The organism is Rhodoferax sp. UBA5149, from assembly GCF_002413825.1.
Taxonomy (GTDB): Bacteria; Pseudomonadota; Gammaproteobacteria; order Burkholderiales; family Burkholderiaceae_C; genus Rhodoferax.
In genome coordinates this window covers 1-15,912 of the sequence record NZ_DHXT01000121.1, presented here as the reverse complement: position 1 = coordinate 15,912, position 15,912 = coordinate 1, and the positions used below count along the sequence as shown (strand labels likewise).

At 58.0% G+C, this 15,912-nt stretch carries 8 protein-coding genes and 1 pseudogene; 3 read left to right on the top strand and 6 right to left on the bottom strand.

Going from position 1 to position 15,912, the window contains the following annotated elements; all coding sequences use genetic code 11:
- Positions 1-369 (top strand): annotated as a pseudogene (locus B3V69_RS10905) (aromatic ring-hydroxylating dioxygenase subunit alpha); the annotation flags it as partial.
- Between the two features lie 9 nt (positions 370-378).
- Entirely contained in the window at positions 379-1,347 is a 969-nt protein-coding gene (locus tag B3V69_RS10900; protein ID WP_296446471.1) for a PDR/VanB family oxidoreductase, read from the top strand.
- A 5-nt stretch (positions 1,348-1,352) separates the two neighbouring features.
- Here the strand turns inward: B3V69_RS10900 and B3V69_RS10895 are convergent, their stop codons facing one another.
- Positions 1,353-2,312: a cation diffusion facilitator family transporter gene (locus B3V69_RS10895; RefSeq protein ID WP_296446470.1), complete on the bottom strand. Its 960-nt coding sequence runs from the start codon at positions 2,310-2,312 to the stop codon at positions 1,353-1,355.
- Between the two features lie 191 nt (positions 2,313-2,503).
- A complete protein-coding gene (locus tag B3V69_RS10890) occupies positions 2,504-3,448 on the bottom strand; it encodes an EamA family transporter (protein WP_296446469.1) in 945 nt (314 codons plus the stop codon).
- A 45-nt stretch (positions 3,449-3,493) separates the two neighbouring features.
- On the opposite strand from B3V69_RS10890, the gene pyrF reads away from it, so the two are divergent.
- Positions 3,494-4,339: an orotidine-5'-phosphate decarboxylase gene (gene pyrF / locus B3V69_RS10885; protein ID WP_296446468.1), complete on the top strand. Its 846-nt coding sequence runs from the start codon at positions 3,494-3,496 to the stop codon at positions 4,337-4,339.
- 571 nt (positions 4,340-4,910) lie between these two features.
- Here pyrF and B3V69_RS10880 read toward each other — a convergent pair.
- The 4 genes from B3V69_RS10880 to B3V69_RS10865 form a co-directional block, all read right to left on the bottom strand.
- Positions 4,911-5,552 (bottom strand): hypothetical protein, encoded by a 642-nt coding sequence (locus B3V69_RS10880; protein WP_296446466.1) that lies wholly within the window; start codon positions 5,550-5,552, stop codon positions 4,911-4,913.
- A 15-nt stretch (positions 5,553-5,567) separates the two neighbouring features.
- Positions 5,568-6,236 carry a hypothetical protein gene (locus B3V69_RS10875; protein ID WP_296446464.1) on the bottom strand — a complete coding sequence of 223 codons (669 nt, stop codon included), beginning with the start codon at positions 6,234-6,236 and terminating at the stop codon, positions 5,568-5,570.
- A gap of 89 nt (positions 6,237-6,325) precedes the next feature.
- Complete coding sequence (locus B3V69_RS10870; protein ID WP_296446462.1) at positions 6,326-14,152, bottom strand: filamentous hemagglutinin N-terminal domain-containing protein; 7,827 nt, start codon at positions 14,150-14,152, stop codon at positions 6,326-6,328.
- Positions 14,149-15,684 (bottom strand): ShlB/FhaC/HecB family hemolysin secretion/activation protein, encoded by a 1,536-nt coding sequence (locus tag B3V69_RS10865; RefSeq protein WP_296446460.1) that lies wholly within the window; start codon positions 15,682-15,684, stop codon positions 14,149-14,151. The genes B3V69_RS10870 and B3V69_RS10865 overlap by 4 nt, the downstream gene beginning before the upstream one ends.
- Positions 15,685-15,912 lie beyond the last annotated feature (228 nt).

Sequence of the window (15,912 nt, the reverse complement as noted above, 5' to 3'; positions counted from 1 at the left end):
ATGATCGAAGTCGGTGTCGCGCATGCCGGCAAGGGCGGCTACGACGCGCCGCCCGAGCACAAGGCCTACAGCGTGGTGGTGGACTTCATCACGCCCGAGACCGAGACCTCGATCCACTATTTCTGGGGCATGGCGCGCAAGTTCAACCCGAAAGACAAGGCGCTCACCGCCACCATCCGCGAAGGCCAGGGCAAGATCTTCAGCGAAGACCTGCAGATGCTGGAGCTGCAGCAGAAGAACCTGCTGGCCTACCCCGAGCGCGCCCTGCTCATGCTCAACATCGATGCCGGTGGCGTGCAGTCGCGCAAGATCCTGAACCGCCTCCTGGCCGAGGAGCAGACGGCTGCAGGTGCCCCGGCCGACGCCTGAGGACTGGCCATGAGCAGCACCTCCACTCTATCGGTCCGCGTCGCGCGCAAGGCGCTGGAAGCGGCCGACATCTGCACCTTAGAGCTGGTGGATGTGAACGGCGGGCCGCTGCCGGCCTTCTCCGCCGGCTCGCATGTGGACGTGCAGTTGCCGGGGGGGCTGTCGCGCCGGTATTCGCTGTGCAATGACCCGAAGGAAACGCACCGCTACCTGATCGGCGTGCTGCGCGACCCGGCCTCGCGCGGCGGCTCGCAGGCGATGCACGAGCAGGTGCAAGAGGGGCAGCTGCTGCAGATCAGCGCGCCAAAGAACCATTTCGGATTAGCGCACGATGCCCAACGCAGCCTGCTGCTGGCCGGCGGCATCGGTGTCACGCCCATCCTGTGCATGGCCGAGCGGCTGGCCATCACCGGGGCCGAGTTCGAGATGCACTACAGCACGCGCTCGCGCGAGCGCACGGCTTTTTACCAGCGCATCGCCTCGTCCGCCTATGCGCCCCAAGTGCAGTTCCATTTTGACGACGGCGCCACTGCGCAGAAGCTCGACCTCGCCGCGCTGCTGGCGGCGCCGCAAGCCGGGGCGCATCTGTATGTCTGCGGCCCCAAGGGCTTCATGGAGGCGGTGCTGAACACGGCCCGCGCCCAGGGCTGGCCGGAGAGCCAGCTGCACTATGAATTTTTTGCCGCCGAAGTGGCCCAGTCAGACAGTGACGTCAGCTTCGAGATCAAGCTGGCCAGTTCGGGCCGCCTCATCACGGTGCCCAAGGACATGACGGTCACCCAGGCGCTGGCTGCGGCCGGGATTGAGATCATGATGTCCTGCGAGCAGGGCGTCTGCGGCACTTGCCTGACGCGCGTGCTCGAAGGTGTGCCGGATCACAAGGACAGCTATCTCACGCCCGAGGAACAGGCCGCGAACGACCAGTTCCTGCCCTGCTGTTCGCGGTCCAAGACGCCGATGCTGGTGCTCGATCTCTAAGACTTTTACGACTTGGCGGGGGCCACGGGCGGCGCATGGTCCAGATCGGGCCGGCGCCAGGGGTCCACATGCGTCATCAGGTTCAGCACGCGATGGCGCTGCAGCACCCGCTGGCGCGCCAGCACGGCAATGTCATGACCGGCCTCGACGCTGATGGCGGCGTCGACTTCGATGTGCGCGTCGACCACGATCATGTCGCCCATCTTGCGCGTGCGCACGTCGTGCACGCCGCTGATGCCGGGTGTCTCGATCAGCGTGCGGCGAATCGCGTCCACCTCCTGCTCGTCCACCGCGCGGTCCATCAGGTCGTGCAGCGCGTCCCAGGCGAATCCCCAGCCCATTTTGGTCACCATGACGCCGACGATGAGGGCGGCGATCGGGTCCAGAATCGGGTAGCCCGCCAGGTTGCCGATGATGCCGATACCCACCACCAGCGATGAGGCCGCGTCCGAGCGCGCATGCCAGGCATTGGCCACCAGCATGCTCGACTTGACGCGCTTGGCCACCGACAGCATGTAGCGAAACAGCAGCTCCTTGGCAACCAGCGCCGCGCCGGCCACCCAGAGCGCGATGACGTGGACCGTTTGCACTGTTTCAGGCGCTTCGAGCTTGCGAATGGCAGACCACAGCATGCCCAGGCCAACGGCCAGCAGCAGCGTGCCCAGCACCAGCGAGGCGGCCGTCTCGAAGCGCTGGTGGCCGTAGGGGTGGTCGACGTCGGCGTCCTTCTTGCTGTGGTGGCCGGCGAACAACACGACAAAGTCGGCCACCAGGTCGGACAGCGAATGGATGCCGTCGGCGATCAGGCCTTGCGACTTGGCCACAACGCCGACCACGATCTGGGTGATGGTCAGGACCAGGTTGACGCCGACGCTGACCCAGGTACTGCGCGACGCGGCGGCTGCACGCTCGGCCGGCGTGTGCTCGGTGTCTTCGGCGTCGTCGGCCAGGTCGGTGAATTTCATAATAAATGTGCGCGCGTCGCGCGAAGGGTGGTTGGCCGAGTTTAGGGCGGTGCAGGGCAAAAGAGTGGCCCATCTTCGCCGCACAGTCTTAAGAGGGGCTTAGCGCTGACGCCGTGGCCCCGGCCCACGGCCACTCGGTGAAACCCGAATTGCTATTAATTCGATAGCTGCTTGCGTATAAGGGACGAGGGCTATCGGGCTATTTTGCTCAGAAGTTTGTCGCCAAACATGACGCAGGCCAGCGCCGCCACCACCAGCGCGATGCCGGCCCACTGCCAGGGCGTGATGGTCTCGCCCAGTGCCAGCATGCCGGCCGTGAGCCCGACCACCGGCACGCCCAGGCTGAACGGCGCCACCCGGTTGGCGGGGTGGCGCTTGAGCAGGCCGGTCCACATCGCATAGGCCCAGATGGTGGCGATCCAGCCCAGGTAGGCCACGGCCAGCCACGAGGTCCAGGGCACGCTGGCCCATTTGGCGGCACTGCGCCAGGCCATCTCGGGCGTGGCGGCCACCGGGTCAAACAGCAGGCTCAAAAGCGCAAACGGCGCCACCGGCACCAGGCTGCTCCACACCAGAAACTGCAGCGGTTCAAAGTGCGGGCTGGCCTGCTGCGCCTTGCGCGCCACGATGTTGGAGGCCGACCACATGGCCGCCGAGCACAGGCTCAGGAGGAAGCCCCAGACGGTGGTGACGCCCAGCGCGTCGGGGTCACCCGTCAGGAAATTCAGGGTGAAGCAGAGCAGGCCGACGGACGCCAGCAGCAGCCCGCCGATCAGTGGGCGGCTCATGCGCTCGCGCAGCAACACAAAACTGAAGAGCGCGGTGAAGAACACCTGGGTCTGCATCAGCACCGAGGCCAGCGCGGCGGTCATGCCGACCTTGAGCGCCGAAAACAGAAAACCGAACTGTCCGACGCCCTGAAACAGGCCGTACAGCACGACCCACTTCCAGTGCAGTTGGGGCGCCCGGACGAAAAAAACCAGCGGCAGCACGGCCAGCGTATAGCGCGCCGCACCGAGCTGGAACGGCGTGAAGTCGTGCAGCGCGAACTTCATGGCGACGAAGTTCAGCCCCCAAATCACGATCACGCCAAGGGCGGCGGCCAGGTCGCGCCCGGACAGGCGTGAATCATTCATGGTTGGTTTTCAGTTCGATGCGTTGGTGTTTCCTACAATACGGGCATGACATTCCTCGACATGCTGCGCACCGCCGAACGCCACAACGACTCCATGTTGTGCGTGGGGCTGGACCCCGAGCCTACCAAGTTTCCTGGCAAGCTCAAAGGCGACGCCAACAAGATCTACGATTTCTGCGCCGCCGTGGTGGACGCCACGGCCGATCTGGTGATCGCCTTCAAGCCGCAAATCGCCTACTTTGCCGCGCACCGCGCCGAAGACCAGCTGGAGCGCTTGATGGCGCACATGCGCCGCGCCGCGCCGCAGGTGCCCATCATTCTGGACGCCAAGCGCGGCGACATCGGCAGCACGGCCGAGCAGTACGCGATAGAAGCCTTCGAGCGCTATGGTGCCGATGCGGTGACGCTGTCGCCCTTCATGGGCTTTGATTCGGTACAGCCTTACCTGAAATATCACGGCAAGGGCGCATTTTTGCTGTGCCGCACCTCCAATCCGGGCGGCGACGACTTGCAGAACCAGCGGCTCTCCAGCGTGGACGGCGCGCCGCTGCTGTACGAGCACATCGCACGCCTCGCGCAAGGCCCGTGGAACCTCAATGGCCAGCTCGGGCTGGTGGTGGGCGCCACCTATCCGGCAGAGATTGAACGGGTGCGGGCCGTGGCGCCGACCCTGCCACTGCTGATTCCGGGTGTGGGCGCGCAAGGTGGCGACGCCGTGGCCACGGTCAGGGCCGGCTGGCGCGGGGTTGCGGGGGAAACGGTGGCGCCCATCATCGTCAACTCGTCGCGCGCCATTCTTTACGCGTCCTCCGCTGAAGACTTCGCGCGGGCTGCGCGCCGCGAGGCGACCCGGACCCGCGACCTATTGCAGGCGGCCAGGCCGCAAGCGTAGACGGGTTTTACTGCGCTGTTGGCTCACAAGAGGTTACTTTGATCGCGCTGTCAAAAACACGGATGCCGAAATTGATAGCACACGGATTGAGTGACAGTTGTGCAGCGTCAAGAGACGTTCGCCACGGTCAGCTTCCTGGTAAGCCAATTGCGCTATTTTGGGGGCCGGTCAGCCGCCGGTCGTGGCGACCCGCTTGGTGCCCATTGCAGCCCTTGGATCGCAGAATCAGGCGACTCTATAGCAGCCATTCAGCACCGTCAAAGTACAAGTTATGCAGACCGTTTTTTAAAAATAGCCAATCTGCACACGGTCCGTCAAGAATCGACCAAAGCAGGGTGCTCCAAACAGTGCATCTAATGCCTTTATTGAGCAGAGTAAATTCCAGATGGATGTCATTGGATATATCCGCCGCTCAGTTTTATCTATTGACTTGCGCTGCTATAGCGGGCTAAGTCAAGCGGTTTTAGCTGCTTGAACGTTAATGCGGCAAAAGCGCAATGTCTGGCTTGTCCACGTTCACCACCATCGACATCCACCATTGAGAACACCGCAGACGGATTACGAAATAGCGCTAGAAAGCACTTGGTTTGATGACAGCAATATCCGGATTTTTAATATCTGCAACATATGACAAAACCAATTGTGCCGCGCCTTCTGGCTTAGAAGCGACACTTTCTGCACCATAAGTCGCGACGCCACTCACGCGCACCTCGACGCCAGCGTTAGTGGGATCGAAGCCGACAAACAAAACAAGGCCATTGCCGCCATTAGGCAAACCCGAGGCGCTGGCACCAGGCTTCCAAGATAAATCTCGGAAATAGTTGGCGAGCTGCATGCCTGCTGCAGCGATCTTGTTTCGCGCCTCATCCGACGGTGTTCCATCGGTTTTCCAAACGACATTGACATGCATCAGTCGCTTAGATTTAGCGCCGAAGATGTAGCTGATGCTGACGGGACCTGGTCCGGGCTCTAGCTCAGCCACGCGCAGCACCAATACTTGGGTGTTTTCGGCTGGGTTTTTGAGCATGCTCATGCTGTCGGACACGGGTTTGAAGTCCTGCGCAATGGCCGATCGAACTTGTGCTTCATCCATGCCAAAGTGTGCACTGCGAAAACCGACAACACGATGGGCGTCAGCTACGGGCTGAGCAATGGCAACCACTGCTGCCAAGGCCAGACATGGAGCCAATAGAAAACGATTCAAAAACTTCATGATCACTCCAGTAAATTAAAACGAATCCGCAGCCAGGCGGTAAATATCAGGCCGAGTGGAGTTGGCCACTAACGTCAAACGCAGGCTTGAAGGCCCCAAAGACGAGCCAAAAGGTGTCGTGACCCCCTGTAGCTTTATCTCTACAGCCCCACCCGCATCATCGTGCCCCGTAAACACCACAGACGTGCCAGGGGCCACCACCGTGCCATAGGTGGTGTTGAAAAGAGGCCATGGTTGCGCTGCATAAGTTTTAGCCAGCTTGGCTGAGGCATTGATCAATAACGTCTCTTGCGTCTGGCTGGCCTTGCCGGCAGCAAGCCAAATCACGTTCACCGCAATCAGGCGCTGGCTTGTCGCACCAAATACACAACTTATCGTGGCAGCGCCAGGGCCTGGGTCAAGTGCAGGCAGTTCGAGCGTCAGCACGCGACTGCGTGAAATGGCATCGATTCTGTCGATCAGCACGGGATTAGCCTGAGGAAAATCCAACCTCAACAGTGATCTGATCTGCTCGGCATCCATGCCGAATCGCAATCGTCCATACCCTTCCACCCGAAAGCTGGGCGTCTGGACCGAGGCTGCTGCAGCCGCTGATGCACTTTGACTGTCCATGGTTTGAGCTTGAGCGCTCACGCCTGATTGAATCAACAGCAAGGTTACTGCTGAAATTATTGACAATTTCATTTTAAAAATAACATCTCTTTAACGTTGTTGATTGAATACACCCGCCACGCCGCTCGCCATGGAAAAAGCAATGGATCACATTATCGCGATCATTTTTTGGCATCCCGAAATGTCATACGACCATCCTCCATGACAATTCCGACATTCCAGCGTACAGCTTGCGCTTTTACTTGAGATGCATAATATGCATAATTTGAATCAAACCCAAGCCCCCCGTAATTCATCAGTAATTTACTTTTACTTTGATCCACGCTTGGATCAAGAAATCCTGCATGCGAAAGCGCAATGGCTTGACTAGGGTCGGAACTTAGCAGATCAAGAAAGTTTCTTTGCATATTTTCTCGTACGGCTTTCAGATGGTTTGCGTAACCAACCATTAGTCCGAATTCCTGACGAAACGCCTTGTATTCATTAACTTTTGCTATTTCCCCTTGAAAGCCACCGTTTGTAACTCCTCTATCCCATTCGTCGTTGCTCACGAGATAGGCATATTTGGCTGCAGGTGTAAGTGAATCGATAAGCCTGATTCTGGAATAATATTTGTCCGATTCGGAAGGTGGGGCTGGAGGGGGGGCAGATGAACAACTCGTGAATACGCATTTCACAGCGCCTCCAACGGCACTTGCTGCATCTTTAAGATCCCCTTTAACAAAGTCAGCCACAGCCCCCGGTTCGATATCGCCATCCAACTTCAATTTAAACCCACCTATCCCAATATCTGCCCCAAACTCCAGACTGACGCGCAATCTACCGTCTGAATATCCAACACTTCCGCCACCTGAGCCACCCAGCGATCCGGGCGATGTCACCGATGCCGTTGACTGCAGACTTCCGGCGTCACCAGAAAGGCCTGCTGTCCCGCTCACCGAGACGCCTACACCTACGGAGCCGCTTGTCGTGCCTGCAACTTTCCCGTCGTTGTAGCCCGCCTTGGCCGTTCCGGAGGCGCCCGCACTCGCCGTTACTGTTGTAGCGAGGGCGACTTTGCCAGCATCGGTCGATGTACCGTAACCAACCCCCGCCTGCGCTGACGCGCCCGCATTGGCCAAAACTGTCAACCCTGTTGGATTCAACTTGGCTGAGACAAGCGCTTGGGTCAATGCTTGAGCACTGGCATAGCCCGGGCCAAAATCCATCTTGACCTCTACGCCAGCGTTAGCCGAGGCAACCAATTTGACGTCCGTTATTCCATACTGGGCCAATGCCAAAGCGCTCGCTGTTGCGTTGGCAGAAAGTTCGGCTTCACCCACACTGGTTTGTGTTCCAGTGGTGGTGGTCGCAGTGGCTTGTTGGCTGCCGCTCAGGGCAGGAACAGTGTTTATCGCGGTGGTGATTGGATTGGGCGCATAAGCTGGCAGTGCAGGTATCAGCCGTTCATTGGCCGTCGCGGCACCTGGGGGTTTATAGGCCCCCGTAGACCGGTTCAGGGTGGTGTCGGCATAGACATCGAGCGTTCCGATGTCGTTTTTTCCATAGCTTGCTTCTGATAAATGGTCATTAGGCAATATTCGGTAATTTCCAGCGTCTTTTCCCGCAAGCCCCACAACGGGAAATGTAAAGCGCGAGGAAGACAGGTTTTGAAACTCGACGGCAGCGTCACTCACAAAACGGCCATTGGCCGCCACCATGGCGACATTGCCCTTCACGTCATCACCATTGATGGGGGTTCCGTTCGGGCCGCGCAAGGTGGCAACACCGGGCGTGCCAACCAAGCCAAAACCAGAGCTACCCACGAACACGGCACTGCTGGTCGCGTAACTGAGCCACATGGGTTTGATGTTCAACACGCCGGGCACGTTGCCCGAAGACGCCACCACGTAGTTGGGTGCAGAGGCCCCTGTCAGGCCCGTCAAGACTTGAAAATAATTGCCTACGGGCGTTTGGTCGTTGAGCGAGACTTCTTCGCCCTTTAAATCCAGCAAACCGATCGTTCCACTGAGTCGGTCGCCCACCAAAGCACCAGGAACAATGATCTGACCAAGGTCAATACCCGGAAGCCATGGGTCGCAGGTGTTGGTGTTGCAGGCCTTGTAGTTGCCATACTGACCCGAAACATCGGTAACGGCGTAGGCGAGTGGTTTAGGGGCGACTGTCAGCTTGCCATCTACGGGTAGAAGGTAGTTGCTTCCAGCCGCTGCAACGCCTGTGTAAGTATAGGTACCAGCATCCGGTATCGTGTCTGTCCCGCGCCTGACACCCGACCCACCAACGGCAACGCTGATCGGTGTCGCGATGGGTTCGCCGATGATGACGTCATCGCCTGGCAATATCCCCGACAACGAGTACTTATTAATTGCAGGTAACTTGTCGCCGTAGGTAATGGACAGGTTACCTGCATCCTGGCTCCATCTCAGTTGCAAGGGCTGGATGGCGAAAGAATAATTTCGATTTCCAGGATCAACAGCATTCGTCCATTGGTAATTGGCTGCACTCTGCCCGACCAAATCTGTAAGAGTTGCATAATAGTAGCCCACGGGTGTGCGGAACGGAAGATAATTTCTGGCATCAGCCGCAGTGCCGCACTTGAATTGGCTGCATATAAAAGAAACTGCCTGCACTGTGTCACCAGGCAGCAGGCCTGAATACACCCAAGGTAAAACGTTCGATCCATAATTAACCAAACCGTTGCCAGCGATGCTGAGACTGATCGGTTTACGAGTAATTTCAAAGCTGCGTTCGTACGCATTTTCGGGTAGAACGTAGTTTGCAACATCCGCTCCAAAGAAACTCGTCACCAATGTGTAATTACCAGCAGCCTGGCGCTCCCAAATAAATGGGGCTCTATTGTTGTTAGCATCTTTTATATACGGTCGAAAAACCGCATCATCCTTCCCAAAGGGCGTTGTCACCACGCCGGCGTCACCAAGGGCCTTCAAACCCATCGGAGTCCCGTAGACAGCAGTAAAAAGTTCATTCACCCCGCTGGTCACTGCGACACCACCAGAAATTTTTTTCGGTGCGATGGTGAACGTATAAGGAACCACGATGTCCGGGGATATCACGTAATTCGATGCATTCACTCCCGTCAGCACGCCGCTACGATTCCATGTATAGGTTCCCGGCAGATAAGCGCCCGATTTTGAAAAGGGCATGTGATAAGGAGCGGCTACGCTTTCTTTAACGTCGTCACCCGCAAGCATTCCTTGCAATTGCATGACGCCGTTTATTCCATACGTAACTGCCTCACTGTCGCTCATTACACCTGTAGGACGGTAATAATCTCCATAGGTGCCACCAGAATAAATACTACGATTATTCCAAGTGAAACTAAAACTTCTCGTTAAAACTCTGGGTTGAATAGTAAGCTGACCTTCACTTCGTATAACCTCATAGTTTCCTGATTGGGCACCCCATATACCCTCTGTGCGCAGGTAATAAATTCCCGCATTGGTCAGGTGCTTCGGCTGGGTGCCTTCAGCCAGTGTTGTCGGACCAGCGTTCACACTGTCCCCGGCCAACACACCATCCAAACGGCCCAAGCCAAGCACAGCAGCGATTCCGTAAACTGAATTCACATTATCAATTCTAGATATAACAGGCTTGGGCAGGATAGTCAGCAAGCCTTTATTAATTTGTCGGTTGAATCCAAGCGGTGGCAGCATGTAGTTTGAAGCAGCGGAACCGATCAGGCCTGTTACCACGGAGGTATAGTCGCCAGCCGGACTTCGATCAGTCATGACGGTATCACCCGGGAAGTAACCGCTCGTGCCAGGGAGATAACCGTACTGGTATCCGATTTTTGCCCTTACCTTGTCCTGCCCCACCAAGTTGCTGAATGAAACCCATTCATACCAATCCTGCATAGGCTCGCCATAAGTCTTGGTTATCGGCGCGATGCTGTAGGCGAGTGGGCGAGGGGTAATGTTGAAATTCGCCCGACTATTGATTACTCGATAGTTCCATGCATTAGGACCATCCAGTGCGGTGGCTATCCTGTTGTAACTTCCGACGTTCAGGTAGGTGTCTGTAGCAGGTGAACCGTCGGTATTTATATTTTTCAGCACCGGGCTTACGATGTCGCCGGCAACCAAACCGTCAATGGTTCCACCAAAGTCCACTGTGTCGCCATAGACGTACGTGCTACTTGGGTTGGTGAACTGCACGGTCACGTTTTTGGGATTGATCGTGAGCGAGGATACGCTTTGACGATTATTTGCCACCATGTAATTGGCTGAATCTACCCCGCTCAATGCGTTCAGTGCCACGTTGTAGGTGCCAACGGGGGTTTTCGCATCAACGTTACCGCCTCTCAATTGGTCGTAGGCATACGTTTGTCCAGCGACGATGTCTCCAGGCTGAATGCCGCTGAGCGAGGGATTGGCTAAAGACATGTCTGCCTGGGTGCCATACGTGCTGAAAAGCGAGTTCATGTAAGCCACGCCAACGGGTTTGGGCGTGACCGTGACACGCTGCGGAGTGCTCGCAGAGCGATCTAGACTGTAGTTGCCCGCGCTGGTGCCTGTGATGGCGCCGAGATCGACCTGGTAGCTGCCAACCGGCAGATTGCCGCTGCCGCTTGGCGCATAGGATGACGGGTAGGAAATGACCTGGGACGCGGTGACACCGAGGAGGTCCGCACTGAGTACCCCGAGGAACCATGGTGATGGCAATGTGGCCTGCCCATAAACCTGGCTGATATCTCCTCCAAAGTAGGAAATCAGCTTTTTGTTGATGGTCAGCATGCCACTGCCGTCGTTGTTAGTTAAGGCGTAATTGCTGCCGCTGGCTCCACCCAAACCTGTGACGACCGTTGCGTAATTTCCAACGGGTGATCGGTAGTTCAGACTGTTACTCACAACACCGTCAACATTAGGCGTGACGGTATCCCCCGCAAGCACCCCGGTCAAGGTGACGCCTTGGGACAGGATGGTCTGGTCCAGCGTTCCATACGTGCTGCTGATGCCGGCTGGGTCAAAACTAACCGTGACCCACTTTGGGTTAACAACATAGCGGCCCGAAGTGTTGCCCGTTGTCGCAATGGTGTAGTTGCCTGCTGCTGCGCCTGTAAAGTTGAGCACGTCCGCGGCGTAGGTCGATGCTGGCATTCTGGTCGTCAAGCTGACCGCCTGGCCTGCGGCGATGAGCGACACCACGGGTGCAACATCATCGCCAGCAATGATGCCGCTAAGAGTAGCTGTAGGCATCGTGCCAGCCGAGCCGTAGACGTGCCAGCCGTCAGTTGCAACGTAGTTGAGCGCCTTAGGCGCGATGTTCAACGTACCACTAACAGTGCTTCCGCTTAAATCCCAAAGGTAATTGCTGGCCTTGACACCGGACAGGCCGGTCAAGCTGAAGCTTGATGCGCCCGCATGAACCTTTGGATCGAACCCAAAGCCCAGGCCGTTGTTGTCCATGGTGACGTTAGCTGCTCCATTGAGCGTGGCTAGCGGAGTCAGCATATCGCCATTGACCAGGCCGTTCAGGCTGGCCACAGCATCAGGCGATCCGTAGGTGTAAGCACCGTTCGATATGGTAGACGTCAGCCTGCGTTGGGTAATCGTGAGCGGAATAGATGTTGCGCTAAGGTCAACAAAATAGCTGCCATTTAGCCCGCTGGCCAAGGCCGCGCTACTGGTGGCTGACAGTGACAAGTTGTTATTGCCTGCCGATGCCAACACACCAGGCCCGCTGAGTGCCAACGAACCGGCACCTAAAATGTCGCCCAAGGGATCGGCCGCCGAGGTGCTGCTGGAATGCGCGGCGACACGCAACAAGGGCACAGTCAAGTCGGTCATGCCGGGGTCGCTGTCGCCATACACCCGCGTCAGGCCCGGCTGGCTATCGAGTTCAAGCCGCACAGCATCCATGTCGGACAGCTTCCCCAGGTGCGTAGTCAGACCGTTTTCAATGAACTTGATCGCACCTTCGCCACGGATGGTGCCACCGGCTTTTTCATCGGTCCAGGTCACGCTTTGCCCACTCAACGACAGCATGGAACTCATCGACGAGACCTGCAGATTGCCAGTCAGGCTGATGGTGCCGCTGACATTGATGTCGTCAGTCAGCAGTATCTGCGTAGTGCCATAGGCTGGCATGGCTGTTGATGAGATTGCCGCCGTCAGGCCGTTGCCATTGAACTTGCCGAGGGTGATGCGATCAACTTCGCGGTTCGTATTACCCGCGCCGTCGGCTAAGGTTAGCGACAGGTTGCCGTTGCTATTGATGAAATTGGCGTTGCGTACGTCAATGAGAGCGGCGCCAGCACCGCGTTCGGCATCCACCACGCCATGCGCAGCCGTGTCGTTGGCGACGATATTCCAGTTGCCATCAGCTGTGTTGAATATGCCGCTGAGCGTCACCGAGCGCCCGGCAGACAGATTCAGATTCCCGCCTGGTGTTGTGGATGTTCGTGTCACATAGGCGTTACCCAGCCAGCTGATGTCCTGGCTGGCCTGCAGGTTGACCGTGGTACCGGCACTGAGCAAGGCAGTGACATCGGTATCCAACAGATGGGTGATGGTGCCCGGCGTCGCGTAGTTGTAGTCCGCGGCAGTATCCGTCCCGGATGAGTCGATCACGATGTCTTGCGGGTCTATCAAGAGGTTGCCGCCCTTGCCCAGGTCAATGCGCTTGAGCGCAACCGATTGCACGGTTGACTTGGCGGATACCTCTACTGCGCCGCCTGCTAACGCGCCACGCGCCGAGATGGCGCCTTGCATCACCGTGGTGCTGTCGCTCCAGACAATGGCGGTGCCGCCGGTTCCAGCCACACCGGTGGCAGAAACATTGATGTTGCTGGCGGCATCAATACGGGTCGTTGTGGCGTTGGCGAGGGCGGGTGTACCTCCAAAGCGGCCGGCAAAAAGCGCGGCATTCGCGGAGTCGGCTGGCTGCTCTCGCCCACCTTGAAAGGCGCCCCCTACGCGTACCAGGCCACCGCGCTCGGTGCCGGTGGCGCTGAGTGATGCGCCTTCAAGAAGCACGTTGGCGCCCGTCACATCGATGCGTCCACCCACGGTGTCGCCATCAGCGATCAACGAGCCCGCGACGCGTACCGTGCCACCCAGGCCCGCTTCGAGCACAATGGCACCATTCTTGCCAGACACACTGCGGGCACTGATTTCACCGGGCATATTGACTGCCTCGCGCAAGGCCTGCCGTACGGTGGCGGCTTTCAACATGACCATGCCACCATCGGCCTGAATCACACCGCTGTTCGACACCAGAGCTTGTCCATCGGCCGCAAGCGCGCTGGTCGGCAACATCACCTGCAAAAATCCATCACCGCTGAGATCCAGCGTAGCCGCCTCGCCCGCGCCAAGCGCCACTTTACCCAGCGGGGCACTGATCAGTCCTTCGTTAGCAACCGTGCTACCCAGCAGTCCCACCGTGCCGCCGGGGCCCGTCATGATCTGGCCACGATTAAGGACGGAACCACCTTTGCCACTGAAAAGATACTTGCCACCCATGAATGCGTTCTCATCCATGCGTAATGTCGAGGCAATGAAGCCAGTGCGCGTGTCCACCAGACCTGTCGGTGTAATGGCAATGCCATTCTGATTGATCAGATAGACCGTACCATTGCCTGTGAGCGTGCCGGCGATCGTGGAGGCGCTATTGCCGGTCACGATATTCAGGGTTGCGGCGCTTGCATTGGGCTGGGCAAAGGTCACCCGGTTGCCTTGGGCGATGCTGAAGTTGCTCCAATTGATCACGGCCCGCTGCGTGCTCTGATTCACTAGCAAAGCACCTTTCGCGGGTGTTTGTATCTTGGCCGAACCTGCAGTCACTTGCGCGCCAGCCGGCAAGTCGAGGGCAGACGATGCCATTGACAACGCCGAAAGTCCCAATAATGCGAGTGCACTGACAACGTGTTTACGCGCTGAGGAAGATTTGCAGTGACCCTTGGAAAGCTCGGAAACGGCAACCCAGGTATTGGATACCTGGCTCCAGATAATGCGGTAATGATGGTTCAAAATTGCACCTGGCCTTTTACGAAGAACTGGTTGTCGTTGAAAACGGACGGATCGGACTCGTGGCGTCCGTACTCCATCGACAAGTTGACGTTTTTCCACTGCATGCGCAGGCCAAAGCCGAACGCCTTGTTCAGTCCGCGGCCTGTTCCGGTGGCGAGCTGGCTTGTGGTCTCGCCTGCCGCGCCGAAGACATAGGGCACAAGATTCACATTCCCTGAACCGGTCTGCCAAGTCACGGGCCGCGTGAACTCTTGGCGCAGCATCCAGCCGCCATCATCAGAAATCGAGCCGGAGCTAAACGTTGACAGTGCGTCTTCGCCGTCAAGGCTGAATAGCTCGCTACCCGGCAGCACGCCCTTGAGCGCCTTTTGCACACGCAGTGATGATTTGGACTGCACGCCTATGGGGAGTTGCTGCTCGTAGGCCACATTGCCTTCAATCTTGAGAAAGGCCGGATCTGCATCTGTGCGCGACATCGCGATACCACTGGTCGCTACATCTGCCTTGGTGCGGCCGCCAATACCAGATATTCCGCTGGAAAGAGTGGCGCTGACGTTGACGCGTCTTGATTGATCGAATGACTTACTCCAAGCAGCCCCCACACGCGCTACGCGCAGTCTGTCCTCGTCGAGGACCAACGCACCCAAGCTCGAACCATCGGCTGCCGTCAGCTCAAACTCGGGCAAGGTATCGATTTGATTGGTGGCCTCCAGCGTTCCGGTGAACGTCAGTTCTTCCTGGCGATTGAGGATCAGCGGGTAAACAAGGCGCAGGGTGTAGCGTTCGAAGTTGCTCCGCGATCGGGGTACGCCTGGCTGTGGCATCGGCTGGCTGACCGAGGTGGTAAATTCCGGGTTGATTGATAAGCCATTGCTCCCGATCGGGATGAGGGCGCCACCACCACTGACACGTCTGCGGGCATCACTCTGAAACGCGCTGACCCAGTCCTGCCCGCCTGATACATTGGCATAGAGTTGCACGCCAACGCCAATGGGCTCGTTCAGGGTAACTTGCAATGTGGTCTGCCAGGGTCCCAATGCGCTCGAGAGTCGGTCGTCTGCGGAAAATGATCCGCTGATGCGTGTGAATGTGCCGTCCAGCATCAACACGACGCCGCCGGGCTCGGCGCCTGGCCCCAGGGTGCTGCGCAATTCCAAACCAGGTGCTCGCCCCGCAATTGTCAGGGCGCGCTCCAGCGCATCGCCGCTCAGACGGTGCTGACCGACCAAGCGTTGCATAACTGTCAATACACGGCTGCGGGAGCGCTCATCTACAGCGCTGACATCGATACGTTCAATGAACCCATCGAGCACGACAAGCTGCAGGGTGTCACCGTCATTGAGAGACTGCGGCGGCAAAAGAACACGCACCAAAGCAAAGCCCGCTTCGCGATAAAGCATTTCGATGGATTCAGCCAGCTTGTAGAGATTAGCGACGGAGACCCGTTGGGCTCGAACCGGTGACAACAGCGCCTCAGTGCCGGTGGTGAACTCAGGAAAACCGTCTTTAACTGAGATTTCTCCGATACGCACAAAAAGTTCCTCCGCATTGGGGGGGACTTCCGCAGGGGCGGGTTGCGGCAATATCGCAGGAGGTTTAGCGGGTGTTTCCGGCCGAAGGTCACGCGGAGTGACTAGCGGCGCTGGCTGGGCTGATGCCAGGAGTGGTGCCAAACAAAATGGCAAGACCCATGCGAGGCGCAAAGCAGCACGGGCCGAAGCAGGCCGTACAGCACTCAAATGAGGGGGGTTAACCGACTC